The organism is Limosilactobacillus caviae (assembly GCF_014635905.1).
Lineage (GTDB): Bacteria > Bacillota > Bacilli > Lactobacillales > Lactobacillaceae > Limosilactobacillus > Limosilactobacillus caviae.
Window position 1 is genome coordinate 167,435 of record NZ_BMDS01000002.1, and the last position, 26,590, is coordinate 194,024.

Annotated in this window: 24 protein-coding genes; 21 read left to right on the forward strand and 3 right to left on the reverse strand. The window is 38.3% G+C overall.

The window, feature by feature from the left end:
• Nucleotides 1-69: 69 nt before the first annotated feature.
• From IEU90_RS03580 to dtd, 3 genes are read left to right on the forward strand one after another with little or no spacing between them, the layout of a single operon-like run.
• Nucleotides 70-405, forward strand: a complete 336-nt coding sequence (locus IEU90_RS03580; RefSeq protein ID WP_153709746.1) for a hypothetical protein — start codon at nt 70-72, stop codon at nt 403-405.
• A gap of 18 nt (nt 406-423) precedes the next feature.
• Complete coding sequence (locus IEU90_RS03585) at nt 424-2,661, forward strand: RelA/SpoT family protein (protein WP_153709745.1); 2,238 nt, start codon at nt 424-426, stop codon at nt 2,659-2,661.
• An 11-nt stretch (nt 2,662-2,672) separates the two neighbouring features.
• A complete protein-coding gene (gene dtd / locus IEU90_RS03590) occupies nt 2,673-3,110 on the forward strand; it encodes a D-aminoacyl-tRNA deacylase (RefSeq protein WP_188357746.1) in 438 nt (145 codons plus the stop codon).
• A gap of 110 nt (nt 3,111-3,220) precedes the next feature.
• Here the strand turns inward: dtd and IEU90_RS03595 are convergent, their stop codons facing one another.
• On the reverse strand, nt 3,221-4,069 hold the full coding sequence (locus IEU90_RS03595) for a fructosamine kinase family protein (RefSeq protein ID WP_153709744.1): 849 nt from the start codon (nt 4,067-4,069) through the stop codon (nt 3,221-3,223).
• Nucleotides 4,070-4,452: 383 nt separating this feature from the next.
• Between IEU90_RS03595 and aspS the strand changes: the two genes are divergently transcribed.
• The gene (aspS, locus tag IEU90_RS03600) at nt 4,453-6,255 is read left to right on the forward strand and encodes an aspartate--tRNA ligase (RefSeq protein ID WP_188357747.1); all 1,803 of its coding nucleotides are present in this window, start codon (nt 4,453-4,455) and stop codon (nt 6,253-6,255) included.
• A 59-nt stretch (nt 6,256-6,314) separates the two neighbouring features.
• Here the strand turns inward: aspS and IEU90_RS03605 are convergent, their stop codons facing one another.
• Nucleotides 6,315-7,055, reverse strand: coding sequence for an amino acid ABC transporter ATP-binding protein (locus tag IEU90_RS03605; RefSeq protein ID WP_153709742.1), 741 nt, complete (start codon nt 7,053-7,055; stop codon nt 6,315-6,317).
• A complete protein-coding gene (locus IEU90_RS03610; protein ID WP_153709741.1) occupies nt 7,045-8,553 on the reverse strand; it encodes an ABC transporter substrate-binding protein/permease in 1,509 nt (502 codons plus the stop codon). Before IEU90_RS03610 ends, IEU90_RS03605 begins: the two co-directional genes overlap by 11 nt.
• A 299-nt stretch (nt 8,554-8,852) precedes the next feature.
• On the opposite strand from IEU90_RS03610, the gene rpsU reads away from it, so the two are divergent.
• The 17 genes from rpsU (at nt 8,853) to IEU90_RS03695 (ending at nt 26,581) form a co-directional block, all read left to right on the forward strand.
• On the forward strand, nt 8,853-9,044 hold the full coding sequence (gene rpsU / locus IEU90_RS03615) for a 30S ribosomal protein S21 (protein ID WP_003674289.1): 192 nt from the start codon (nt 8,853-8,855) through the stop codon (nt 9,042-9,044).
• 59 nt (nt 9,045-9,103) lie between these two features.
• Nucleotides 9,104-9,550 (forward strand): GatB/YqeY domain-containing protein, encoded by a 447-nt coding sequence (locus tag IEU90_RS03620; RefSeq protein WP_153709740.1) that lies wholly within the window; start codon nt 9,104-9,106, stop codon nt 9,548-9,550.
• Between the two features lie 110 nt (nt 9,551-9,660).
• On the forward strand, nt 9,661-10,638 hold the full coding sequence (bsh, locus tag IEU90_RS03625) for a choloylglycine hydrolase (protein ID WP_153709739.1): 978 nt from the start codon (nt 9,661-9,663) through the stop codon (nt 10,636-10,638).
• A gap of 151 nt (nt 10,639-10,789) precedes the next feature.
• The gene (locus IEU90_RS03630; protein ID WP_153709738.1) at nt 10,790-12,022 is read left to right on the forward strand and encodes an argininosuccinate synthase; all 1,233 of its coding nucleotides are present in this window, start codon (nt 10,790-10,792) and stop codon (nt 12,020-12,022) included.
• Complete coding sequence (gene argH / locus IEU90_RS03635; RefSeq protein ID WP_153709737.1) at nt 12,012-13,400, forward strand: argininosuccinate lyase; 1,389 nt, start codon at nt 12,012-12,014, stop codon at nt 13,398-13,400. The genes IEU90_RS03630 and argH overlap by 11 nt, the downstream gene beginning before the upstream one ends.
• A gap of 132 nt (nt 13,401-13,532) precedes the next feature.
• Nucleotides 13,533-14,534 (forward strand): PhoH family protein, encoded by a 1,002-nt coding sequence (locus IEU90_RS03640; protein WP_153709736.1) that lies wholly within the window; start codon nt 13,533-13,535, stop codon nt 14,532-14,534.
• The gene (ybeY, locus tag IEU90_RS03645; RefSeq protein ID WP_153709735.1) at nt 14,534-15,013 is read left to right on the forward strand and encodes an rRNA maturation RNase YbeY; all 480 of its coding nucleotides are present in this window, start codon (nt 14,534-14,536) and stop codon (nt 15,011-15,013) included. The genes IEU90_RS03640 and ybeY overlap by 1 nt, the downstream gene beginning before the upstream one ends.
• A complete protein-coding gene (locus IEU90_RS03650) occupies nt 14,997-15,392 on the forward strand; it encodes a diacylglycerol kinase family protein (protein WP_153709815.1) in 396 nt (131 codons plus the stop codon). The genes ybeY and IEU90_RS03650 overlap by 17 nt, the downstream gene beginning before the upstream one ends.
• Nucleotides 15,393-15,404: 12 nt before the next feature.
• A complete protein-coding gene (gene era, locus IEU90_RS03655; protein WP_188357748.1) occupies nt 15,405-16,310 on the forward strand; it encodes a GTPase Era in 906 nt (301 codons plus the stop codon).
• A 15-nt stretch (nt 16,311-16,325) separates the two neighbouring features.
• Complete coding sequence (recO, locus tag IEU90_RS03660; RefSeq protein WP_153709733.1) at nt 16,326-17,111, forward strand: DNA repair protein RecO; 786 nt, start codon at nt 16,326-16,328, stop codon at nt 17,109-17,111.
• A gap of 261 nt (nt 17,112-17,372) precedes the next feature.
• A complete protein-coding gene (gene glyQ / locus IEU90_RS03665; RefSeq protein WP_153709732.1) occupies nt 17,373-18,359 on the forward strand; it encodes a glycine--tRNA ligase subunit alpha in 987 nt (328 codons plus the stop codon).
• A gap of 1 nt (nt 18,360) precedes the next feature.
• Nucleotides 18,361-20,436, forward strand: a complete 2,076-nt coding sequence (gene glyS / locus IEU90_RS03670) for a glycine--tRNA ligase subunit beta (protein WP_153709731.1) — start codon at nt 18,361-18,363, stop codon at nt 20,434-20,436.
• A gap of 129 nt (nt 20,437-20,565) precedes the next feature.
• Nucleotides 20,566-22,416 carry a DNA primase gene (gene dnaG, locus IEU90_RS03675; protein WP_153709730.1) on the forward strand — a complete coding sequence of 617 codons (1,851 nt, stop codon included), beginning with the start codon at nt 20,566-20,568 and terminating at the stop codon, nt 22,414-22,416.
• A gap of 1 nt (nt 22,417) precedes the next feature.
• Nucleotides 22,418-23,560 carry an RNA polymerase sigma factor RpoD gene (gene rpoD / locus IEU90_RS03680; RefSeq protein ID WP_153709729.1) on the forward strand — a complete coding sequence of 381 codons (1,143 nt, stop codon included), beginning with the start codon at nt 22,418-22,420 and terminating at the stop codon, nt 23,558-23,560.
• 217 nt (nt 23,561-23,777) lie between these two features.
• The gene (locus IEU90_RS03685; protein ID WP_153709728.1) at nt 23,778-24,962 is read left to right on the forward strand and encodes an aminotransferase class I/II-fold pyridoxal phosphate-dependent enzyme; all 1,185 of its coding nucleotides are present in this window, start codon (nt 23,778-23,780) and stop codon (nt 24,960-24,962) included.
• Nucleotides 24,963-25,059: 97 nt separating this feature from the next.
• Nucleotides 25,060-25,767, forward strand: a complete 708-nt coding sequence (locus IEU90_RS03690; RefSeq protein ID WP_302117231.1) for a tRNA (adenine(22)-N(1))-methyltransferase — start codon at nt 25,060-25,062, stop codon at nt 25,765-25,767.
• On the forward strand, nt 25,754-26,581 hold the full coding sequence (locus IEU90_RS03695; RefSeq protein WP_153709726.1) for a Nif3-like dinuclear metal center hexameric protein: 828 nt from the start codon (nt 25,754-25,756) through the stop codon (nt 26,579-26,581). Before IEU90_RS03690 ends, IEU90_RS03695 begins: the two co-directional genes overlap by 14 nt.
• Nucleotides 26,582-26,590 lie beyond the last annotated feature (9 nt).

Genomic DNA, 26,590 nt, shown 5'->3' on the forward strand with positions numbered 1-26,590 from the left:
CTACTTATGGTAAAATAAGGGACAGCTTTAATCGGTGATTTAAAAACTGAATATAGGTGTTGAGAGAGAATGGATTTTATGAAAAAAGCGTGGGCGCGTTTAGATAAAAAATTATGGATATCAAGCATTCTAGTTGGAATTGTATTGACTTTAGTAGTAGATAAGCTGCCGTTTGTTACCCGTGTGGCAATGGTGGAACTTGTTTTAATTTTAATCAACGGGCTTTTTAGTATTTGGACAGGATATTGGATTTATAAACATCAACGGAATTGGGGCGAATTATTTATTTTTCCAATTCTATACTTTATAACTGCATACCTTTTTATGCCTCGCTATACTTATTATTTTGCACTTGCATATCTAGCACTTGCATATTTATCGTGGGCAATGCACCAGCAAAAGTAGTTGAAAGGAGGTTTTTTGATGTCACAACAAAAGGAATTAACACATGAAGATGTGCAAAAAATCGTTGGATCATACATGAATGAAGAACATGTTGCCTTAGTAGAAAAGGCATATCATTTTGCAGAGGTGGCTCATCACGACCAGCGGCGCAAGTCTGGCGAACCGTATATTATTCACCCGATTCAGGTCGCGGGTATCTTAGCTAATTTACATATGGATCCTGAAACGGTTTGTGCGGGCTACCTGCATGATATTGTTGAGGATACTGGGGCAACGTTGGACGATATTAAGGAGCTTTTCGGACCAACAATTGCGATGATCGTTGATGGTGATACAAAACTTGGTAAGATTCGCTATAAATCAAATAAAGAACAAATGGCGGCGACGCACCGAAAACTATTATTAGCGATGTCAAAAGATATTCGGGTAATGATTGTTAAACTTGCAGACCGTCTCCATAATATGCGAACCCTTAATCATCTGCGTCCAGACAAGCAACGACGTATTTCAAATGAAACGCTTGAAATTTATGCCCCGATTGCGGATCGTTTGGGGATTAGTACGATTAAATGGGAATTAGAGGACCTTTCTTTACGATATTTAAACCCGCAACAATATTACCGGATCGTTCACCTGATGAATTCACGACGGGATCAGCGGGTCGATTATATTGATGATTCAATTAAGCTAATAAAAAAGGCAATTGCTGACCTTAATTTAGGACCTAATGTTGAAATATACGGCCGACCAAAGCATATCTATTCTGTATATCGTAAAATGGTGACACAGCACAAGCAATTTAGTCAGATTTATGATTTGCTTGCAGTGCGGATTGTTGTTGATTCAATTCGTGATTGTTATGCTGCATTAGGGGCTATTCATACCAATTGGAAACCGATGCCAGGCCGTTTTAAGGATTACATTGCAATGCCTAAAGCAAATGGCTATCAATCGCTGCATACGACAATTATTGGCCCAGAAGGACGACCGTTAGAAGTGCAGATTCGTACCCATAAGATGCATGAAATCGCTGAATATGGGGTTGCGGCACACTGGGCATATAAAGAAGGAAAAACAAACGGAATTCGTCAAAACCAAGATAGCCAAAAATTAAATGTGGTAAAAGAAATTCTTGAGTTGCGGAGCGAGAGTCAAGGCACCGATGAATTTATGCAAGGGATTCAAAGCGATATCTTTACTGATAAGGTTTATGCATTTACCCCTAAAGGAGACGTAATTGAAATGCCTAAGGGATCTGGCCCGCTTGATATGGCTTACCAGATTCATACTGAGGTTGGTAACCATACAACTGGTGCAAAGGTAAATGGTCGCATTGTTCCTCTTGATTATGAGATTAAGAATGGTGATATTGTTGACATTCTTACCTCTTCTTCATCTGCAGGGCCAAGCCGTGATTGGTTCGATCTTGTTTCTACTCGACGGGCAAGAAATAAGATTCGGCAGTTCTTCCGTGCACATAATCGTGAAGAGAACATTGAGCAAGGAAAACAATTACTCGAAAATGAACTGCGTGAAGCCGGATACTCACCATCAGAGCTAATGACTGATGAAAAGTGCGAAGAGGTTGCTAAAGAAGCTCATTACAATAGTAGTGATGATATGTTTGCTGCGTTAGGATTTGGTGATTTAGCACCGGTTGGGATTAGGAATCGCTTTACGGCTGATATTCGTCAACAAGCAGAGAGCGACCGTCAACAGGCTGCCGAAAAAGCAGTTCTGGAAGACCACCAGACACTTGAAAAGCCTAATGAACGTGAGCGACAAAAGCAAGCTAAAGCGTCAAGCGAGGGCGTTGTTGTTGAAGGCGTAGATAACCTGCTTGTCCGCTTAAGCCATTGTTGCAGCCCGATCCCAGGGGATGCTATTACTGGTTATATTACTAAAGGCCGTGGAGTATCTGTCCATCGTGATGATTGTCCTAACATTAAGGCTGCTCGTAAAAATGGTGAACGGATCGTTAGTGTATATTGGGCAAACCCAAATGGCGATAAGACTAATTATAATGCAGACCTTGAAGTACAGGGCTATAATCGGAACGGCTTATTGAATGATGTCCTTAGATCAGTTAATAACAGTACACGTTTCTTAAATTCAGTTAATGGTAAAGTTGACCACAATAAGATGGTAACGATTAGCTTAACCATTGGGGTTCGAAATTTACGGCAGTTACAACTTATCATGGATGGTCTAAAAAATATTCCTGATGTTTATGTTGTTAAACGTATTATTCGCTAGGAGGATTTAAAGTGCGCATTGTCTTACAAAAAGTAAATCGTGCAGCAGTTTCGATTGATGATGAAGTTGTTGGTAAAATAAAGCAGGGTTATTTACTATTAGTTGGCATTGCTCCCGACGATACGGAAGAAAAGCTAGATTATCTAGTACATAAGATTACTAATTTACGTATCTTTGAAGATGAGAATGGTAAAATGAATAAAGGACTTCGTGATGTTAACGGAGCAATTTTATCAGTCTCACAATTTACTCTTTATGCGGATACAAAACATGGTAACCGTCCTGGATTTTCACAAGCAGCACGTCCTGAGATTGCAGAACCTTTATATAATCTGTTTAATCAAAAGTTAGCTGCTACTGGTATCCCGGTTGAAACTGGTCATTTTGGGGCAATGATGAAAATTGATTTAGAAAATGACGGTCCAACGACGATTATCTATGAGCGCTAAATAACTGTGAAAAGTTTTTCGACGTTATTAAATTAACCGATAAAAAATGAGGTTTGATTTACACTAATTGTAAATGAAACCTCATTCGCAGTTTAAAATCAATTATTCTCTTAGAACTGCCTTAAAATTTGATCAACTGCGCCACCATAGCTTTCGCCAAATAAAACTAAATGCATGCACAAATAGTAAAAACGATACCACGATAGACGCTCATCTAGTTCGTCATCAAATGGGAAAATACTGCTATAAGCTTGATAAAAACTATTATCAAAACCACCGAAAACAGTTGTCATTGCTAAGTCAAACTCACGATCACCAAATAAGGCATCCGGATCAATTAAAAAAGGCTCATGATTACCAGCAAATAAGAAATTTCCCGCCCATAAGTCGCCATGGAGTAAACTAGGAATGACCTCATGTTTTTGATAATAATCAGCGAATTTATTAACCATTCGTTGATAATGCTCCTGACGCCACTTGTTCCAACGACCACGCTGGTTTGCTACGGCCACTTCCGGCTCTAACCGTTGATGAATGTAAAAGTCAACCCAGCTTGAATTCCAAGAATTATCTTTGACGAGCGCTTTTGTTTGGTGGTTATCCATAAAGCCAAACTTATCATTATGTTGCTGATGCATCTTAGCTACTGCAAGACCGAGATCTTCTTGATTACCCCATGTTTCATCAAGCCAGTTTAAGATTAAGTATGCATTTCCATCAATTTCTCCGTGATAAATTGGTGTGGGTGTATTAATGATTTTGCCGATAGCTTTAAGCCCATTAATTTCATGATTAAAGTAAGTTTGAGAATGATTGGGCTGAACCTTGATAAAATATTTTTTATCATCATCAGTCGTAGCTTGATAGGCTAAATTAATATCGCCGCCACTAACGGGTTTAATTGTTGTAATTTTTTCTAAGGGAAGTTGTTTAAACCATGCAGAATTAGGATTTTTCAAGGATAATCCCTCCTTTATTAAATTACTCTATTTATACCATTTTTGTGTGATAATTGTTAAATGAAGTTGATTGGTAAGACACTGGATAAGCTTAGTATTGACATTTATTAAGCTATCGAGTAAGGTAAAAATGTAAATTAAAGAATATTAATAGCTATTGATAAAGAATGCTCGAGTACTTGGAATTGTCAGCGATTGGAGAAGGGTGTAAGCTCCAAATCTTTCAAGCTCGATTGACACTTTTGAAGCTGAGCATTATGCTCCGCCGTTTTGGCGTTATTTATGAGTGATACCAAGGTGGTACCGTGCATTTGCACCCTTGTAATTTCAAGGGTGTTTTTTATTTAAATTGTTATTAAAGTATTGAAAGAGGGAAACGGAGAATGAAAAGAACAAATTATGCTGGAGATACAAATGAACAGCAAGTTGGTCAAGAAGTTGTCTTAAAAGGTTGGGTTGCAAAACGCCGAAACCTTGGTGGACTCATTTTTATTGATTTATGGGATCGTGAGGGCATTGTTCAGCTTGTATTTAATGAAAAAGAAAATCCTGAAACATTTAAAGCAGCAAATGCTGTTCGAAACCAATATGTTCTTGAGGTTCAAGGTAAGGTTCAACTGCGGGCTGAAAAAGAAATTAACCCAGATATGAAGACTGGAAAAGTTGAAGTAGCAGTTGATAAGATCAAAGTATTAGCTAAGTCGGAAACTACGCCATTTGATATTGCTGATAATGTTGATGCATCTGAAGATTTACGGATGAAGTACCGTTATCTTGACTTACGTCGGCCAGAAATGATGCGGAACTTAAAACTTCGGAGCAAGGTTGCTTCTATTGTCCATAATTACTATGATAACGAAGGATTTATGGACGTGGAAACGCCTGATTTGACTCGTTCAACTCCTGAAGGGGCTCGTGACTACATTGTACCGTCACGGGTTTATCCAGGACATTTCTATGCCTTACCGCAGTCACCACAGCTCTTTAAACAGTTATTAATGGCTGCTGGTGTTGATAAGTATTACCAATTAGCACGTTGCTTCCGGGACGAAGACTTACGTGGTGACCGTCAACCAGAATTTACCCAAATTGATACTGAAATGAGTTTTGCTACTCCTGAGGATATTCAAACTGTTACAGAGGGCTTGATTAAACGAGTAATGAAAGAAATTGTGGGTGTCGATGTTAAGACTCCATTTCCACGAATGGAATGGCAAGAAGCTATGGACAAATATGGTTCTGATAAGCCAGACACCCGGTTTGGAATGCTGATTCATGACCTTTCTGAAATTGTTAAAAATAGTTCATTTAAGGTTTTTGCTAATACAGTTGCGGACGGTAATTACGTACGGGCCATTCGTGTTCCGGGTGGTGCTGATAAATATTCACGTAAGGATATTTCTAAGTATGAAGAATATATCAAGCGTTTTGGTGCTAAGGGACTTGCCTGGGTCAAGGTGACACCAGATGGATATAATGGTCCGGTAGCTAAATTCTTAAATGACCAAGCTGAACAAATTAATGCAGAAATGGATGCCCAAGATGGTGACTTAATTCTTTTTGTTGCTGGAAGTTTCCATGTTGTGTCAGATTCACTTGGTTACCTTCGCCGGGCAATTGCTGAAGAATTAGATATGATTAAACCAGACCAGTGGAACTACTTATGGGTTGTTAACTGGCCAATGTTTGAATATGATGAAGGATTTGGTAAGTGGATTGCTGCCCACCACCCATTTACGATGCTAAACGAAGAGGACTTGCACTATCTTGAAGACGGCGAAGATCCTCATAAAGCACATGCTCAGAGTTACGATATTATTTTAAATGGTAACGAAATTGGTGGAGGTTCTATCCGTATTCATGATCCGAAAGTGCAAGAAAAAGTGCTAAAAGCTCTTGGCTATACGAAAGAACGCGCAGAAGCCCGCTTTGGGTTCTTGCTTAAGGCTTTAACAATGGGAATGCCGCCAGAAGGAGGACTAGCATTTGGGTTAGACCGTTGGGTAATGTTACTAGCTCAAGCTGATAACATTCGGGACGTTATTCCATTCCCTAAGAACTCAAAGGCAGTGGAACCATTAACAGCCGCTCCTGGTAAGGTTAGTGAGCAACAGCTTGATGACCTTAAGATCGAATTCGATGAAAAAGTCGATTATAAGCAAGACCAGGATCCTGACGAAAAATAGATATAGTAAAAAACATCCCGCAAATAAGGATAATTCTTCCTTGTTTGCAGGATGCTTTTTTACTTAAGAACCTTTTTTAAGAAATCTTGGGCTCGAGGACTGGATGGGTGACTAAAGAATTCTTCTGGCTCACCAGTTTCTTGAATATAACCGTCTGCCATGAACCAAATTTGATCGGCGACTTCACGGGCAAATCCCATTTCATGTGTAACTACGACCATCGTCATTCCTGATTCTGCTAAATCACGCATTACTTTTAGTACTTCATCGACCATTTCAGGGTCAAGGGCACTTGTTGGTTCGTCAAATAGCATTACTTCTGGACTCATTGCTAAAGCTCGGGCAATCGCAACCCGTTGTTTTTGACCACCGGATAATTGATCAGGGTATTGCTGGGCTTTATCGGCTAAACCGACTTTTGTTAATAAATTCATTGCTGTTTTTGATGCTTGTTCTTCATCAATATTTTTTACTTTAACTGGCGCAATAGTAATGTTTTTGAGAACAGTCATATTAGGAAAGAGGTTAAAGCCTTGGAAAACCATTCCCATCTTTTCCCGTAATTGATCAAGCTTTTTATCGTTCAGACCAATTAAATTTTGTCCCTCAAAAAGGACCTGGCCACCTGTTGGCTGTTCAAGAGCATTTAGGCAGCGAAGGAAAGTACTTTTACCTGCTCCTGAAGGACCGATTACACAAATAACTTGTCCTTTGTCAACGTGTTCTGAAATGTCTTTTAAGACAATGTTATTCTTAAATTTCTTTTGAAGATTTTTGATTTCAATCATTTTAGTGGGCATGTTTCATTCTCCCTTCAAAGTAAAGTAGGACTCTGGATAATGTAAATGTAAGAATAAAGTAGATAATCATCGTAATGAATAGTGGCAGGACCCCTTTATAAGTTGCAGATTGAACCAGTTGTGTTTGGTACATTAATTCAGAAACACCGATAACAGAAACTAATGAACTATCTTTTAACAGAGTGATAAGTTCGTTTCCTAATGCTGGCCAAATATTTTTAAGTGCTTGTGGCATGATTACGTAGCGGAATGTTTCATTCTTGCTCATTCCAAGACTCCGTGCGGCTTCAGTCTGACCAAGCGGAATTGATTGAATCCCGGAACGAATTATTTCAGCAACATATGCACCAGAGTTTAATGAAACAGCAATAATCCCAGCAAGAAGGGCAGGTAACGATTGAATAATAGCACCAATTCCAAAGTAGACAAACATGATTTGAACCATCATTGGGGTTCCACGTAGAAATTCAATGTAACAAACAGCGATTGAGTGTAAGAATTTGTTCTTTGACAGACGCATTAAAGCAAAGAGAGTTCCTAATAGAAAACCGCAAATAACAGAGACTACAGTTATGATTAAGGTGTACTTAATCCCCTTAGCGAAGTAACGCCAGTAGCTAAGAACCGTATTTTGCTTTTTATAGCTCTTCATGTATTGGGATGCTTGCGGAATCCATTCTTTATTAATCAACTGTTCTTTATTAACTTTTTTGATTGTCTGATTAGCAGCATTTACTAATGAAGTATCACCTTTAGGGAATGCCATCGCTATTCCGCCGGCTGTATTTGGCAGCTTTGAATTAAAGGCATATAGGTTTGAATTATTGGCTGCATAGGCTTTAGCAGTAGCGGCATCCATTAAAACCCCATCATATTTATGAGATTGAAGTCCAATAACTAAAGAAGAGAGTTTAGCAAGTCCCTTTCCAGTTGCTTTGGGCATTTCTTTAGAGATTAGAGTAGATTGGAGAGTCCCGTTTTGAGCACCAACAGTCTTTCCGTTAAAGCTTTTTGCGCTAACTAATTTATCCTTATCTCCCTTGTTAATTAAGAAATAACTATCACCTGAGTAATAGGTATTAGAGAAATCAACACTCTTTTTCCGTTCATTTGTAACATTCATTCCAGAAATAATGGCATCAATTTTACCAGTCTCCAAGGCTACCAGTAAGGAGTCAAAGTCCATGTTTTTAATGACTAAACGAACGCCAATATCTTTAGCAAATTGCTTAGCAAGAGAAACTTCAAAACCAACATACTTAGTTTTCCCATTCTCTTTAGTTGTAAATTCATATGGAGGATAGTCAGCACTCATCCCAACAACTAAAGTACCTTTTTGTTTAATCTTTTGTAGAGAGTCGTCACTAGCAACTTGTGATGAATTTGTTGCTGACGAACTAGTTGAACTACTCTCGTTTGCGGCTAATGCAGTAATAGGGGTGCATAACATAGGAAATGCAATTATTATCAGCATTAATAAATGTTTAAAACCTTTCATAATTAATAACTCCTTTTCAGAATAGCAAAATTAAATTGTTATAAATATACACTTAAATACTTATTTATGCAATATAAAATATAAAAATAGTATAAATATACATTTACCTGTATAAATAGAAAAGCGCTTTCTTGGTTTATAGAATGGGTAAATTGCCGAATGATAATAAATTTAAATTTTTATTTAAAAGTAATGTTGACAGGGTAGGTCATGTTGGGTAAAATGTTTTTTGTAGTGAAAGGGAAGCAGTATGTCTGCGACCTCGATACGTAACTTTAAGCTCGGAGGGAGGGATCAACATGTCAAAAACAGTCGTTCGTAAGAATGAATCTTTAGACGACGCTCTTCGACGCTTTAAACGTTCAGTTTCACGTAACGGAACATTGCAAGAATATCGTAAACGTGAATTTTACGAAAAGCCAAGTGTAAAACGCAAGTTGAAATCTGAAGCGGCACGGAAGCGTAAGAACAAGCGCAGTCGTCGTTACTAAAAATGTATGCTCTCACCTGTTGCTCGGTGGGAGCTTTTTTCTATGAAAGAAGGATAAAAATGAGCTTACTACAACAATTAACATCAGATATGGTTACAGCAATGAAAAAACGTGATAAGGAGACCTTGAACGTTGTACGAATGCTAAAGGCAACTGTTCAAAATGAACAAATTGAACTTGGTCATGATTTGAATTCCAATGAAGAAATTGCGGTAATGGCACAGGAATATAAGCAACGCAAGGAATCTCTTGAAGAGTTTGAAAAAGCTGGACGTGAAGATCTGATTAGTCAAGCTAAGAAGGAATTGGCTATTGTTGAAAGTTATATGCCAAAGCAATTATCCAAAGACGAAGTTACCAATATCGTTGAAGGAGTAATTAATGAACTTAACGCATCTAGTATGAAGGACTTTGGGAAGGTAATGAAATCTGTTATGCCAAAAGTTCAAGGCCAGGCAGATGGAAAATTAGTTAACCAGGTTGTAAAAGAACAGTTAAACAAATAATAGAAAGTGCAATCAAATTGATAGCAAATACCTTGCTATGCATTTGACTGCACTTTTTTATAGTTATAACTTAAAATTAAGTTGTATATGACTGGAAAGGGGCCTTTTTTATGTGTACATCAATTATCTATACTGCGGGTGACTATTATTTTGGCCGTAACCTTGATTTGGAGGTGGATTTAGGACAGAAAATAGTAATTACTCCCCGCAATAAAACTTTAGAATTTCGTGAAATTCCCAATCTTGAACATCATTATGCAATTATTGGGATGTCAATTATTCGTGATGACTACCCGCTATACTTTGATGGGATAAATGAAAAGGGTGTAGGCATGGCAGGCCTTAATTTTAATGGCCCTGCTCACTACTTTCCGGTTCAACAAGGGAAGGATAACATTGCCTCTTTTGAATTAGTTCCATATATTCTCGCAAGTGCATCATCAGTAAATGAGGCAAAAAAGTTGCTTGCTAATGCAAATATTGCAAATCTTAATTTCTCGGATAAATTACAAGCTGCACCGCTTCACTGGATTGTCGCGGATAAGACTGGTGCATCAATTACTGTTGAATCAACCATTGAGGGTTTAAAAGTATATGATAATCCAGTTGGTGTTTTAACAAATAATCCAGAATTCCCGCGTCAATTGGTAAATCTTAGCAATTATCGCGGTATTTCGCCAACAGCTCCAGAGAATACGATTGCGCCGGAAGTTGATTTGCCAGTTTATAGTCGCGGATTTGGTAGTCATTTTCTGCCTGGCGGAATGGATTCAGAAAGCCGGTTTGTGAAAGCTACATTTGCAAAGATGCACACACCGGTTGGCAATTCTGAAGTGGAAAATATTACTAATTATTTCCATATTCTTCAATCTGTAGAACAGCAAAAAGGCTTAGATGAGATTGCGCCAAATACCTATGAGTACACAATTTATTCTGATGGTTCAAATCTATCAAAGGGAATCTTTTATTATCGGACTTATGAAAATAGTCAGATTAGTTCTGTAGATATGCATAAAGAAAATCTTGAAACGTCAGAACTAATTACTTATCGTGTTCAAAACCAGCAAGAAATTAATTATCAAAACTAGTTTTATCTTTTACTCTATTTATGCAATTATATGTTTATTTTTTGCATAAATAGAGTTTTTTTGAAAAAATATGCTAAAACTATTGATTTTTATTCATGAACCTTGTATATTTATAAACAATCAATTTCTAAATGATATGGAGGACGAGATTATGTCGAAAGAAAAAATTGTTTTAGCTTATTCTGGTGGTTTGGATACTTCAGTAGCAATTGCATGGCTCAAAAATAAGGGCTATGATGTAATTGCATGTTGTATCGACGTTGGTGAAGGTAAAGACTTAGAGGCAATTAAAGAAAAAGGTCTCCAAGTTGGTGCATGGAAATCAGTAGTGATTGATGCTAAGCGCGACTTTGCTGAACAATTTGTATTACCTGCACTTCAAGCCCATGCGATGTATGAACAAAAGTACCCATTAGTTTCAGCACTTTCTCGTCCATTAATCGTGCAAAAACTAGTAGCAGTTGCTAATCAATACGGTGCGACTGCAATTGCCCATGGTTGTACTGGAAAGGGAAATGATCAAGTGCGGTTTGAAGCTGGAATTCATGCTTTAGCCCCTGATATGAAGATTGAAGATCCTATCCGGGATTGGCACTGGTCACGGGAAGAAGAAATTCAGTACGCTAAAGATAATGGGATTCCGGTACCGATTACTAAAGCTAGTCCTTATTCAATTGATGAAAACTTATGGGGACGTGCAAATGAATGTGGAATTTTGGAAGATCCATGGGCTGCTGCTCCGGCTGACGCCTATGATCGGACAGTTTCGATTGAAGAAGCACCAGATACGCCAACTACTATCGAAATAACATTTAATGAGGGTGTACCAACTGCCATTGATGGAGAAGAGATGCCTTTAGACCAGCTAATTATGAAGCTTGATAAATTGGCAGGCAGTCATGGTATTGGCCGGATTGATCATGTTGAAAATCGGCTTGTCGGTATTAAGTCGCGGGAAATTTATGAGTGTCCAGCTGCTACTGTTTTATTAGCAGCTCATAAGGACTTGGAAGACTTGACTCAAGAACGGGAAGTTGCCCATTTCAAACCATTGATTGAACAAAAAATGAGTGAAATCATTTACAACGGCCTTTGGTATTCACCATTGATGAAGTCCTTAGTAGCCTTTATTGATAAATCCCAAGAAGTTGTTAACGGTGTTGTAAGGGTTAAATTATTTAAGGGTAATGTCATTTGTGAAGGACGGAAATCACCAAACTCACTTTATGATAAGAACCTAGCTACTTACACATCAGCTGACGAATTTGATCAAGAAGCAGCAACTGGATTTATCAAATTGTGGGAATTACCAGATAAAGTTTATGCTCAAGTACAAAATAAGAATAAACAAGATGTAAAGGAGAAGACAAGCGATGCCCATTAAGAGAATGTGGGGTGGCCGGTTTGAAGAAGCTGGTGACCAACTAGTTAACCAATTTAACGCATCAATTAACTTTGATCAGGAGATGGCAGCAGAAGACATTGAAGGTTCACTGGCTCATGTGAAAATGCTAAAAGAGACTAAGATTTTATCCGCAGCTGACGCAGATAAAATTATCGCTGGACTTGAAAAGCTGCGCGAACGATTAACTAGCGAAGGACTCCCATTTTCAATAGATAATGAAGACATTCATATGAATATTGAAGCATTACTAACAGAAGAAATTGGTCCTGTTGCTGGTAAGCTTCATACAGGGCGGAGCAGGAATGACCAGGTTGCAACTGATCTTCACCTATATGTAAAAAAACGGTTACCGATTATTATTCGTGAATTAAAGAAACTGCAAGGCGAATTAGTCGATAAGGCAGAGGAAAATGTTGAAACAATTATGCCCGGTTACACTCATATGCAGCACGCTCAGCCGATCTCTTATGGTCATTATTTGATGGCTTATTTCCAGATGTTTCAACGGGATGTTGAGCGATTTGAGTTCAATCAACAACATACCGATTTATCACCTCTAGGGGCGGCAGCATTAGCGGGTACTACTTTTCCAATTGACCGTCAACTGAGTGCAAAATATTTAGGCTTTGCTGAACCTTACCATAATTCTTTAGACGCTGTTTCTGACCGTGATTTTGCGCTGGAATTTTTGAGTAATGCTAGTATTTTGATGATGCATTTATCACGTTTATGTGAAGAACTAATTTATTGGTGCAGCTATGAATTTGGCTACCTAGAATTAGCAGACTCCTATTCGACTGGTAGTTCAATTATGCCGCAAAAGAAAAATCCGGATATGGCTGAACTAATTCGTGGAAAAGCTGGTCGTGTTTACGGTGACCTATTTGGTTTGCTGACTACAATGAAGGGGTTGCCGCTTGCTTATAATAAGGATATGCAAGAAGATAAGGAAGGTTTATTTGACGCCATAAAGACGATTTTGCCAAGCATTAAAATTATGACTGGGATGATTGCAACCTTACAAGTGAAGAAGGATGCGATGGAACATGCAACTCATCATGATTTCTCAAATGCAACAGAATTAGCGGATTACCTTGCAACAAAAGGCATTCCTTTTAGAAAAGCACATGAAATTGTCGGTGAGTTAGTATTAAAAGGGCTTAAAACCGGAACAAATCTTGTTGATATTCCATTAGAAGAGTATCGAAAAATCTCTCCTAAAATTAATGAAGATGTATATACCGTTTTACAGCCTAAAGTAGCAGTAGAGCGTCGGAATTCATATGGCGGTACAGGGTTTGAACAAGTTCGTCAACAAATTAAAATCGCTAAAGACATCTTGAAAAGTGATAAGTAATCAAAACTAAATACAAATGACGGGAGAGGGAGAAACTTAACCAGTTTTCTCAGTCTCTCTTTTTTATTGTAATTATTCTTATGCTATAATTAACGTTAAATAAAATCTGCTAAATTAAAGGAGATTGTATAGTTGGGAGAACAAAAACAGAAGATTGAACAAACTTTTCAAATTGAAAGCCCTGAAATTGAAGTTGGTTTATTAGGAACGCAAGATAAATTTGTGAGCTTAATTGAACAAGGAATGGACGTCGAAATTCGGCCCTTTGGTGAAAATTTAAAAGTAACCGGGTTGGAGGAAGATGTAAAACTTACCATTGATGTATTTCAAGCCTTAATTTCTTTACTTAATCAGGGAATTCGAATTCATAGTACTGATATTGTTAGCGCAATGAAGATGGCCCATCGTGGTACTTTAGAATATTTTGCCGACTTATACAGTGAAACTATTATAAAAGATCGACGTGGAAGATCAATTCGCGTCAAAAATTTTGGTCAGCGACAGTATGTTAATGCAATAAAGCATAATGATATTACATTTGGAATTGGCCCTGCTGGAACGGGTAAGACATATTTAGCTGTTGCAATGGCGGTAGCAGCACTGAAGAGAGGCGAAGTCGAGAGAATTATCTTAACTCGGCCAGCTGTTGAAGCAGGAGAGAGTCTAGGATTCCTGCCTGGTGATCTTCGAGAAAAAGTTGACCCCTACTTGCGACCAATCTATGATGCCCTAAATGATATTTTTGGTGCGGATCATACTCAGCGTTTAATTGACCGAGGCGTTATTGAAATTGCACCGCTTGCTTATATGCGTGGACGAACTCTTGATAGTGCATTTGTAATTTTAGATGAAGCTCAAAATACAACTAATGCACAAATGAAGATGTTTTTGACTCGTCTTGGCTTTGGGTCAAAGATGGTTGTTAATGGTGATGTTTCGCAAATTGATTTGCCCCACGGAACGCGTAGTGGTCTCATTAATGCAGAACGAATTTTGACTAATATTAAATCAATTAAGTTTGTTAAGTTTAGCGCGGAAGATGTAGTTCGTCACCCAGTAGTAGCACGCATTATTACTGCTTATGAAGATGAGACATCAAAGCGATTAGCGCAGAAAGATAAAGAGGAAAAGTAATGGACTTGGAACTTTTTGACCATACAGCAGACCACATTTCAAGTGAGCAGCAAAAAATGGTAATTGATTTATTACAGTTTGCAGCTGCTGAGTTAGGACTCGCTGAAAACACTGAAATGTCTTTAACGTTTGTCAATAATCCAGAGATAAAAAAATTAAATGCACAATATCGTAATGTTGATCGTGCAACTGATGTTTTAAGTTTTGCTGCAGAAGAATCAGGGGAAGAAACGCCGATTATTATGGATCCTGAAATGGCTGCGGAAATCCCTGCTAATTTAGGCGACCTATTCATCTCGATTGATAAAGTTGGTGAACAAGCAAAATTTTTGGGACATTCCGTTGATCGTGAATTAGGTTTTTTAGCTGTTCATGGTTTTCTTCATTTAAATGGGTATGATCATGAAGACCCTGCTGATGAAGAAAAAATGTTTGGTTTACAACGGGAGATATTAGATGACTATGGCCTCACGCGATAAACACCAGACTGAGAAAAATTATCATTTGATACAGGCAATGCGCCATGCAATCGATGGAATTATACAAGTGCTTCGTGAAGAACGAAATATGCGTTATCATCTTTTAGCAGCGTGCTGCGCTATTTTGCTTGCTGCTTTATTACGAATATCTGCAATGGAGTGGCTATGGATTTTATTAGCAATTTTTGTCGTTTTTACGGCTGAATTTCTTAATACCGTTACAGAAGCAGTTACTGATTTGATTGTTGATCATCATTACGAATTGAATGTAAAAAAAGCCAAAGACGTTGCTGCTGGTGGTGTGCTTATATCAGCAGTCTTTTCTGTTTTAGTGGGATTGATTATTTTTATCCCTCGTTTGTTAATAATTTTTAGATAGGAAGTTTTTAGTATGGATAATCCAAACTATAAGTCAGGTTTCGTTGCCATAATTGGTCGTCCTAACGTTGGTAAGTCGACGCTATTAAATTACGTTGTGGGTCAAAAAGTCGCAATTATGAGTAACGTTGCGCAAACAACTCGTAACAAGATTCAGGGAATTTATACTAGTCCTGAAGCGCAAATTGTTTTTATTGATACTCCAGGGATACATAAACCATCAACCAAATTGGGCGATTTTATGGAGAAATCAGCAATGTCAGCATTGGATGAAGTAGATGCTGTCTTATTTGTAGTTAGCGCGACTGAGAAGCGAGGCCCTGGTGATGATTTTATTATTGAACGACTAAAGAAAGTCAGTCAACCGATCTTTTTGGTCGTTAATAAAATTGATCAAGTTAATCCTAATGATCTCCCAGAAATAGTCAACCAGTATAAAGATACCCTTTCATTTAAGGATATTGTTTCGATTTCTGCGCTTCAAGGAAATAATGTCAACAATCTAATTAATGATTTAATTGAAATCCTGCCAAATGGACCGCAATATTACCCAGCCGATCAGGTTAGCGACCATCCCGAACGATTTGTTATCGCTGAAATGATCCGTGAAAAGGTGTTTTTGCTTACTCGTCAAGAAGTTCCTCATTCAGTGGCTGTTGATGTGACTTCAGTAAAACGGGAGGATGAAAATCATCTTCATATTTCCGCTAACATTATTGTTGAGCGGCCTGGTCAAAAGGGCATTATTATTGGTAAAGGCGGGAAAATGCTAAAGAAGATCGGCACAATGGCCCGCCAGGATATCGAAAGGCTACTAGGAGATAAAGTTTTCCTTCAATTGTGGGTAAAGGTTGTTCCGGATTGGCGGGATAAGTCAGCTATGCTAAAAGACTACGGTTATCGGAATAAAGATTACTAAAGGGATGATAGTTCCATGGCACGCGTAATCACGCAGTTTACCGGGATAATTATGTACCGCCAGGATTACCGCGAACGAGATTTATTAATAAAAATGCTTACTGACAAAATTGGCCCGGCAATGTTTTTTATGAAAAATGCAAAAAAACGTGGCTTTCGAATGACAGCTGACATTCTGCCGTTTACCCATGGAACGTATATCGGTTCTCTTGATGAAAATGGGCTGAGCTTTATTAACACGGCAAGTGATACAGCACAATACCACAACATTGCAAGTGATATTAATAAAAATGCGTATGTTACCTATATTCTTGCATTAGTCGATAGTGCATTTAGTGATGGTCGAAGTATTGGGGCATGGTTTAATCAGGTTGCTGCGGCCCTAGACTTAATTGAAAAAGGATTAGATGAGCAGGTAATCACGAATATAATTGAAACCCAATTATTAGTAGCATTTGGTGTTGCCCCTGTTTGGGATCGCTGCGTTGTATGCGGTCGTAATGATCTTATGCTGGATTTCTCCGAACAATATGGTGGAATGCTATGTCAAAATCATTGGCCGCTTGATGATCATCGAATGCATTTAGATCGAAAGACAGTGTATTATTTACAGCAATTTGCGACAATTAATTTACAAAAATTAAATTCGATTCGTATTAATTCAGCAACTAAACAACGGTTACAGTTAGTGTTAGATACATTGTATGATAACCAAGTAGGGTTAAATTTGAAGTCAAAGCGGTTTATTAAACAAATGAACAAATGGGAACAAAATATTGGAAAGTTGTCAATGAATGATTGACATTTACTAAATATTTTTCTATGATAAGAACGTATTTAATAGAATATCGGCAATGACAGAGATTATCGGATAGATAACCCAGCGAGCAAGGGACAGTGAAAGCCTTGTAGATGTTTATCCTTGGCACTCTAACAGCCATTGAGAAACTAAGCTGTTTTACAGAAATGTAAAAAAGTAGGGTGGAACCGCGATTAATTTCGTCCCTACAGTATCCGTTGTGATACTGTAGGGACTTTTTCATTGAAAGGGGAAGTCAAGACTATGACAAATAAATTAACTGTGCAAGACATAATCTTCACACTAGAACAATATTGGGCTGATCAAGGTTGTATGTTAATGCAGGCTTATGATAATGAAAAGGGTGCGGGGACAATGAGTCCTTATACTTTTCTTCGTGCTATTGGGCCTGAACCCTGGAATGTAGCCTACGTTGAGCCATCACGCCGACCAGCAGATGGACGTTATGGTGAAAATCCCAATCGTCTTTACCAGCATCACCAATTTCAAGTATTGATGAAGCCTTCTCCTGATAATATTCAAGAATTATATTTAGGCAGCTTAAAGGAACTTGGTATTGACCCATTAGAACATGACATTCGGTTTGTTGAAGATAACTGGGAAAACCCTTCAATGGGATGTGCCGGCGTTGGTTGGGAAGTTTGGCTTGATGGGATGGAAGTTACCCAATTTACTTACTTCCAAGTTGTTGGTGAATTACCAATGAGTCCGGTCGCAGCTGAAGTTACCTATGGCCTTGAGCGGTTAGCTGAGTACATCCAGAATGTTGATTCAGTTTATGATTTGGAATGGGCTGACGGTGTTCTATATGGTGATATCTTCCAAGAGCCTGAATATGAACACTCCAAGTATGCGTTTGAAGAAAGTAATCAGGATATGCTCCTTCAAGATTTTAATGATTATGAAAAGGAAGCAAAACGCTTGATTAAACTTGGCCTTGTTCACCCAGCATATGATTATGTATTAAAGTGCAGCCATACATTTAACCTGTTAGATGCTCGTGGCGCTGTTTCTGTTACTGAACGAGCAGGTTATTTACACCGGATTCGTATTATGGCAAAGTCAATTGCCAAAGCCTTTGTTGAAGAACGAAGAAAGCGTGGATTCCCACTAATTCATGACGAAGCAGTTCGGCAAAAGACAGTTGAAGAATATACGGAAAAAGCCGAAAAAGCAAAAGAACGAGCAGCAAAGAAAGCCGCTAAGAAAGCTCAAAAGGAGGATAAGTAGAATGGCAAACACATATTTACTAGAAGTCGGTGTTGAAGAAATGCCTGCCCATGTTGTAACTCCTAGCATCAAGCAGTTACATCAACGAGTAGCAAATTACCTTAAGGAACAACGAATTACTTTTGATGATATTCAGGAGTTTGCAACGCCACGGCGAATGGCATTGTTGATTCATGGATTAAGTGATAAGCAGCCAGATGTTGATGAGTCAGTTAAGGGGCCTGCTAAAAAAATTGCTCAAGATGCAGATGGTAATTGGACAAAGGCTGCGATTGGTTTTACCCGTGGCCAAGGCGCTACTGTTGAAGATATTGAATTCAAAAACGTAAAAGGCGTTGAATATGTTTTCGTAGAGAAGCATATTGCTGGTAAAAACGTCGCTGAAGTTCTTCAGGGGTTGCCAACAGTAATTACTTCAATGACTTTCCCAACACTTATGAAATGGGGCTATAATAATTTACAATTTATTCGTCCAATTCGGTGGCTGGTATCCTTATTGAATCAAGAAGTCGTTCCATTTAAGATTCTTGATGTTGAAGCTGGTCGAGAAACGCAGGGTCACCGTTTCTTAGGCCACCCGGTAGAAATTGCCAAAGCAGATGACTATGAAGAGTTACTAAATAATGATTTTGTTATTGCGGACCAGGCAAAGCGGAAGAAATTAATTAAGAACCAAATCGAAAAGATTGTTAATGAAAACGATTGGCAAGTTGATTGGGATGAAGATTTATTAGAAGAAGTAAATAACTTAGTTGAATGGCCGACTGCCTTTGCGGGATCATTTGATAAAAAGTATTTAGCGCTACCTGATGCTGTTTTGATCACTTCAATGAAAGATAATCAACGGTTCTTCTGTGTTCGTGACCATGACGGAAAATTATTGTCACACTTTATCTCCGTTCGAAATGGAAATACTGATTATCTTGATAATGTTATCAAAGGTAATGAACGGGTGCTTGTTCCACGGTTGGAAGACGCACAATTCTTCTATCAAGAGGATCAGAAGTTAACGATTGATGAGTATGTTGAACGACTAAAGAAAGTAAGTTTCCATGATAAAATCAGTTCAATGTACGATAAGATGCAACGGGTAGCAGTAATCGCTAATGTTCTTGGCAAGCAATTAAACTTAACAGATACGGAATTAGCTGACCTTAATCGAGCAGCTCATATTTACAAGTTTGACCTTACAACGCAGATGGTTGGTGAATTCGCTGAATTGCAAGGAATTATGGGTGAAATCTATGCAAAATTATTTGGTGAAAAAGATGATGTTGCTACGGCTATTCGGGAACACTACATGCCAATTTCTGCTGAAGGCGAATTACCACAAACTAAGATTGGGGCAATTTTAGCAATTGCTGATAAACTTGATAGTATTATGAGCTTCTTTGCTGTCGATATGATTCCAAGCGGTTCTAATGATCCATATGCTTTACGGCGCCAAGCTTTTGGAATTGTTCGGATTATTGCGGACCGTGGCTGGCACCTTCCGCTCTTAAATATTCAAACAGAGATTATTCCAGCCTTTGAAGCTGCTAACATCGAAACTAACTTTGATCTAAATAGAAATAGTGCGGAGGTTCGTACATTCTTCCTAGATCGGATTAAACAGCTTTTCCATGGTCGAAAGATCCGTCATGATGTTATTGATGCTGCTACTGATACACGTCAGGATGATGTTGCTAATATCCTCGATGCAGTGCAAACTATTGATGAGCATAAAGACGATGAAAGCTTTAAAGAAGATATTGAAGCGCTTACTCGTGTGTTGCGAATTGCTAAGAAAGATAAGCGTCCAGTTAGTGAGCTTTCTGTAAATCCTGATTTATTTGAAAACCCATCTGAAGCGAAGATGTACACCGCTGTTTCAGAGCTACCTGAAGAAGGACAGCAGACAGTAAGTGAAGCATTTGCCGCATTGCGAACATTAGCGCCAGTAATTAGTGAGTACTTTGATGAAAATATGATTATGGATAAAAACGAGGATATTCGCAATAACCGTTTAGCACAGTTAAGTATTTTGGCTAACCAAACTGCTTTAATTGGTAATTTAGACAATTTAATTGTGAAATAAGGCGTTTTGATTGTTTTGTCGAAAACTTGTGTTATCATATATACTAGTGAAATAGGGATATAGTTGGAGGTCGCATTCCGTTAGGTTGCGACCTTTCGTTGCTGTTCGCTTACTAAGTGGGGTGAATCAATGGCAAAGATACCGCGTAACGTAATTGATGAGGTACGGAATTCAGTAGATATTGGTGACGTAATTGGTCGCTACGTCCAATTACACCAAGCTGGGAAAAATTTGATTGGGTTATGTCCATTCCATGATGAAAAGACACCATCTTTTTCTGTAAATGAAGAAAAGCAGTTTTTCTATTGTTTTGGTTGTCATCGGAGCGGAAATGTATTTCAGTTTTTAATGGAACTGAAACATATTGACTTTGTTGATGCAGTTAAGGAAATAGCAAACGATAGTAACATTGAAATTCCTGAACAATATGTCAATACATCTCCAAAACCATTAAATAATGAGACGCAACAGCTTCTTAAGCTTCACGATAAGGCTGCCAAACTTTATCATCATATTCTGATTAATACTCCTGCTGGACAATCAGCACTTAATTATTTAAGAAAACGGGGAATGAGCGATGAACTCATTGATCAATTTGGGTTAGGATATGCACCTGATCAGCGAATCTTAAAGCCGTTTTTTGAGCAACAAAAGATTGATTACCAGCTTTTAAGGAAAAGCGGTCTTTTTAGTGAAAATCAACAAGGTGAATTACGTGATCGTTTTGTTGAAAGAGTTATGTATCCGATAAAAAATGGTCAGGGGCAGGTTATTGCCTTTTCGGGAAGACTATTGACTAATGAAACGGATTTGCCCAAGTATTTAAATAGTCCGGAAACGCCTATTTTCAATAAGCGGCGAACGTTATTTAATTTTGATATTGCGCGGAAGAGTGCGCGAAAAAATGGGAAATTATATTTATTTGAAGGATTTATGGATGTAATTTCTGCTTTTGGGGCTGGAGTCACAAATGGAATTGCTTCGATGGGGACAAGTTTTACTGAAGAACAGGTAGCCATTATTGGACGTGCGACTTCTCAATTAGATATTTGCTATGACGGAGATGAGCCGGGCCAAAATGCAATTGATCGTGCTATCAGTCTTGTAAATGATCATCGGTCTAAACAATTACAAGTTAAAGTTGTGCAATTGCCAGCAGGAATTGATCCTGATGAATATGTTCAAAAGTATGGTGCTAAACAATTCAGTGCGTATCTTGTCAATAAAGAAGAAACAACAGTAGAATTTTATTTACGTTTCTTGAAGAACGGAAAAAACCTGGATAATCAAAACGAATTGATGAGTTACTTAAACCAGGCGTTGAAGGTAATTGCTCAAGTTGATGCACCCCTAGAAGAAGATATGTACCTGCAACAGTTAGCAAGTGAGTTTAACTTGGACCGGCAGACTTTACGAACTCAAATTAACCAGCTCCGCCAACAGCTTGGTTTTAACCAGCGTCAACAGGTTACGCGACAGGTACCGACGCAGACGCAAGAATATCGACAACCTGTACAAGGCGAGCTCAAGTTAAGTCGCACTGAACTAGCTGAGCAGCTTTTATTAAGATATATGCTTTATGACCGTGAAGTTTGGATGCATGTTACTGCGGATAGTGATTTTCATTTTGCTCATGAAAAGTATCAGACATTATATTTGTTAGCAGCAAGTTATTTTTCTGAAAATGGAGCGTATTCTACTGCTGACTTCCTTGATTACTTAGATAAAAGCGATTTGCAAGGGACGCTTGGTCAGATTGAACATTTAAATGTTGATCAACAAGTTGACATGCGGGCAATAGATGATTGTATTAATATAATTACAGAGCAGACGCCACTAGCTGCTCAAATTGCAGATAAGCAAGCTCAATTAAAAGAGGCTAATTCTTTGCATAATACAGAATTAGCTACGCAATTAACGATTGAACTGGTAAAATTATTAAAGCAGCAACAACGTTTAAAAACGGAGGAGACTAACTAATATGGCAAAGAGTAAGAAAAAAGATGTTGTTATTTCTAACAGTGCCGACTTTGACCAACAAGAATATGACACAGCAGTTGGTAAGTTAATTCGTAATTATAAGAAACAAAAAGAAATTGAATATGATGAATTAACAACTAAGATTGCTAAGCCGTTTGAATTGAACGCTGAGGGAATTGATAACCTGCTTCAAAATATTGAAGATGCTGGAATCAGTGTTGTTGACGAAAATGGTGACCCAGATCCGCGCGCATTGAAAGCAACGGAAAAGTTATCGCAATCAGCAATGAAGGATACATCAGCTCCTACTGGTGTTAAAATTAATGATCCTGTCCGGATGTACTTAAAAGAAATTGGTCGTGTAAATCTGTTAACTGCTGATGAGGAAGTCCAACTTGCATTGCGGATTGAAAAAGGTGATGAAGTTGCCAAGCAGGAACTAGCGGAAGCCAACCTACGTCTTGTTGTTTCAATTGCTAAGCGTTATGTTGGACGGGGAATGCAATTCCTTGATTTGATTCAAGAAGGTAATATGGGATTGATGAAGGCCGTTGAAAAGTTTGATTATCGGCGTGGATTTAAGTTTTCTACTTATGCTACTTGGTGGATTCGTCAAGCAATTACCCGGGCAATCGCTGACCAGGCACGGACGATCCGTATACCGGTTCATATGGTTGAAACAATTAATAAGTTGATTCGAATCCAACGTCAGCTACTACAGGATCTTGGTCGTGAACCTTTACCAGAAGAAATTGGTGCAGAAATGGATATGCCGACTGAAAAGGTACGGAATATTCTTAAGATTGCACAAGAACCGGTTTCACTAGAAACACCGATTGGTGAAGAAGATGATTCGCACTTGGGAGACTTTATTGAAGACCAAGATGCAACTAGCCCAGCAGATCATGCTGCTTACGAAATGATGAAGAAGCAACTTGAAAATGTGTTGGATACATTAACTGATCGTGAAGAAAATGTTTTGCGGCTTCGGTTTGGTCTAGATGATGGGCGAACACGCACACTTGAAGAAGTGGGGAAAGTATTTGGTGTTACCCGTGAACGGATTCGGCAAATTGAAGCAAAAGCATTACGAAAACTACGTCACCCATCACGTTCAAAACAATTGAAGGATTTCTTGGAATAAAGTGCTTCATTATTATATATACGTAAAATAATCGAAATTACACTAAAAATCAGTTTAAGATATAATTATTTAATTATCTTAAGCTGATTTTTAATTTTATTTAATGTAAATGAGAAAAAACTTATTTTTCTATTGAAATAGTAGCATTGTTCGGGTAAAATTTTTATAAAGCGTTTTTGAAATATATTATTAAATTAAATTGAGGAGAGATCGAACAATGCCAGAATTATCTGCTGATTTATATGGAACTGTTAGTCATAAATTAGACGCGTTAAAGCCATCGGGAATTCGTGAATTCAATAAAGAAGTATCGAAAATTCCAGGAATTATTAAATTAACATTAGGAGAACCTGATATGGCTACTCCAGAACATGTTAAGCAAGCGGCTATTAAAAGTATTGAAGAAGATGACTCACACTACGCTCCGCAAATGGGGAAACCTGAATTACTTGAAGCAATTAGTAACTATATTCAAAAAACTCGGGATGTATACTACGATCCGGAGAGTGAGATCATTGCTACTGTTGGGGCGACGGAAGCCTTAGATGCAGCCCTATTCTCACTTCTTAATACAGGTGATAAAGTTATCGTTCCAACACCGGTCTTTTCGTTGTACTTTCCGTTGATTGCGATGACCGGTGCAACTGTGGTTCAGGTTGATACTTCAGCAGATAATTTTGTTTTAACTCCAGAACGACTTGAAAAAGTTATCGAAGAAGAAGGCAAGGGAGTAAAAGCTGTTATCCTTAACTATCCAAGCAATCCTACTGGACGTGAATATCCTAAGGAAGTATTAGAAGGGTTGGCAGAAGTGATTAAAAAACATCACTTGTACGCAATTGCTGATGAAATTTATAGTGAGTTAGTATATGGGGTAGAACATTACTCTATTGCAACGTTAATTCCAGAACGGACAATTTTTATTTCTGGATTATCAAAGTCGCATGCAATGACTGGCTACCGTTTGGGGTATGTTGCGGCACCGGCCAAGATCATGACTAATATCTCAAAGATGCACGCATTTTTAGTCACAACAGTCACAAACAGTGTTCAAATGGCTGCTGCTGAGGCTTTGACAAACGGGCTAAATGATCCGGTTGAATTTCGCAAGATTTATCAACATCGGCGTGATTTGTTAGTCAAGGGTCTTAAAGAACTTGGTTTTGAAATGTTAACGCCGGAAGGAGCATTTTATCTGTTTGCTAAAATTCCTGCTCAGTTTGGTAAAGATGATGTTACATTTGCAAAGCGTCTTGCTAAAGAGGCAAAAGTTGGTGTAACTCCAGGTAGCGCATTTGGTAAGGGTGGCGATGGCTATGTTCGTCTTTCCTATGCTTCCTCTGATGAAAACTTAAAAGAAGCTATCAAACGAATTGGTGAATTCTTAAATAGCCTATCTTAAGAAAATAGAAAGTGACGATAGAAATCCAAAGCGATATCTACCGCACTTTCTATTTTTGTTATAATTGACATATTAAATAGATAAAGGAATGATTTTTGTGGATGAAAAGCACTTATCAGCAAGGCTAGCTTGTGTGGCTTCACTTGTACCAGCGGGCGCACGAGTTGCTGATATTGGTTCAGATCATGCATACTTGCCGGCTGCATTGGTATTAGACGGTAAAATTAACTTTGCAATTGCTGGTGAAGTTGTGAAGGGACCTTATGAAAATGCTGTTCATGAGATAAAGGCCCACCAACTTGAAAATAAAATTGTCCCTCGTTTAGCTGATGGTCTAGCAGCCATTAGAACTGCTGATAATATCGATACGATAACAATCGCCGGAATGGGCGGGAGTTTAATTGCTTCAATTTTAGAAAAAGGTAAGGATAAGCTAAAAGGGGTTAAAAGACTAGTTCTCCAGCCTAATGTGGGGGAAAGTCAATTACGGAAATGGTTAATGGATAACCGTTATCAAATAATGACGGAAAAAATAATTGAAGAAGATAATCATATCTATGAAATAATTGTTGCTGAACCATCAATTGTTCCATTTCGGTATAGCCAGTATGAACTTGATTTTGGCCCATTCCTTTTAGAAAATAAGGGCCCGGTTTTCAAGAAAAAATGGCAAGAATATATTCAGCGGGAAACACATGTTATTAAACAGATGCAACAGGCACAACAACCGCCAGTTCAAAAAATTAATGAGCTGAACCAGGTTTTATTAGAAGTGAAGGAAGCGATTGCAGATGACGACCGGTAATCAATTAATTGAACGTTTTGAAAAATATGCTAATCCGCAGCTAGCAGAAAAATGGGATCATGTTGGGCTACAGGTGGGTAATCCTGAACTGCCCATTACCCGTTTGATGACAACGCTAGATGTTCGGCCTGAAGTAGTTAACGAAGCGATTAGCCGAAAAGTTGATTTTATTTTTGCTCATCATCCAATTATGTTTCACCCAGCAAAAGACTTGGATACACGTAATCCTCAAAATAGAATGTATGCTGACTTACTAGCAAATAATATCACCGTCTATGCTGCCCATACTAACTTGGATACTGCTAATGGCGGAATGAATGATTGGTTAGCTGCTCAATTGCATTTGGAAAAATTATCCCCGTTAGTGCCAGCTGGTAATGATCCTGTTAGTGGTGATGAAGTTGGCATGGGGCGTGTTGGTGAATTGACGAATGAGATGACACCACGTGAATTTGCTCAGTACTGCATGGATATGTTTCAGGTAAAGGGATTACGTTTAATAGTTAATCCTCTTGATCAGGGTAAGCAACTTAAACGGGTGGCTATTCTTGGCGGCTCAGGGCAGGATTTTTACCAGCAAGCACTTGCTATGAATGCTGACGCCTATGTAACAGGGGATGTTAGTTATCATTTCGCCCATGATATGATTGCTAACCACTTAACGGTAGTCGATCCTGGACATCACATTGAAGTAATTGCCGCCCATCAGCTGGCTGCCTTAATTTCACAATGGCGTGACCAAAATAACTGGCAGTTTGATGTAATAGAGAGTAAAGTTAATACTGAACCGTTTACATTTATTGTGAATGAATAATATAAGGAG